The organism is Blautia sp. DFI.1.216 (genome assembly GCF_020594215.1).
Taxonomy (GTDB): Bacteria; Bacillota; Clostridia; order Lachnospirales; family Lachnospiraceae; genus Blautia_A; species Blautia_A wexlerae.
This window is the reverse complement of the sequence record NZ_JAJDML010000199.1, coordinates 1-332: the sequence shown is the minus strand read 5'-3', so window position 1 is coordinate 332 and position 332 is coordinate 1. Positions and strand designations below refer to the sequence as shown.

Genomic DNA, 332 nt, shown 5'->3' with positions numbered 1-332 from the left:
TATCCCGCAAAGTGGGGCGTGCAGATTGCGGGAATGATTTTTCAGACACACTCTAATGTTACAAGTATTCCCCACATATTCATAACTCACTCATACTATCGCATCAAATTAATTCTTACAACAGTCTCACAGAATAACCTTTCTATTTCAAAGCGGAGAAAAGTAATACTAATATGTATTATAAATTTGTGTTATATCAATGTCAATCCTGTGTAACTATACTTTATATCATAACAGTGATTACGGAGATCAAAATTATAGCAATCCTCGTAAATAATCAATGTCATTAACTTTAGCAAAAAGCAGAAATCGTAAGTATTTATAAAACTATG

1 protein-coding gene is annotated in these 332 nt (G+C 31.6%); it reads left to right on the top strand.

All coding sequences use genetic code 11. From position 1 onward, the window contains the following. Positions 1 to 216, top strand: a 216-nt coding sequence (locus LJE11_RS20970) for a DUF6783 domain-containing protein (RefSeq protein ID WP_442860898.1), incomplete at its 5' end; no start/stop codon positions are given. Between the last annotated feature and the right edge of the window lie 116 nt (positions 217 to 332).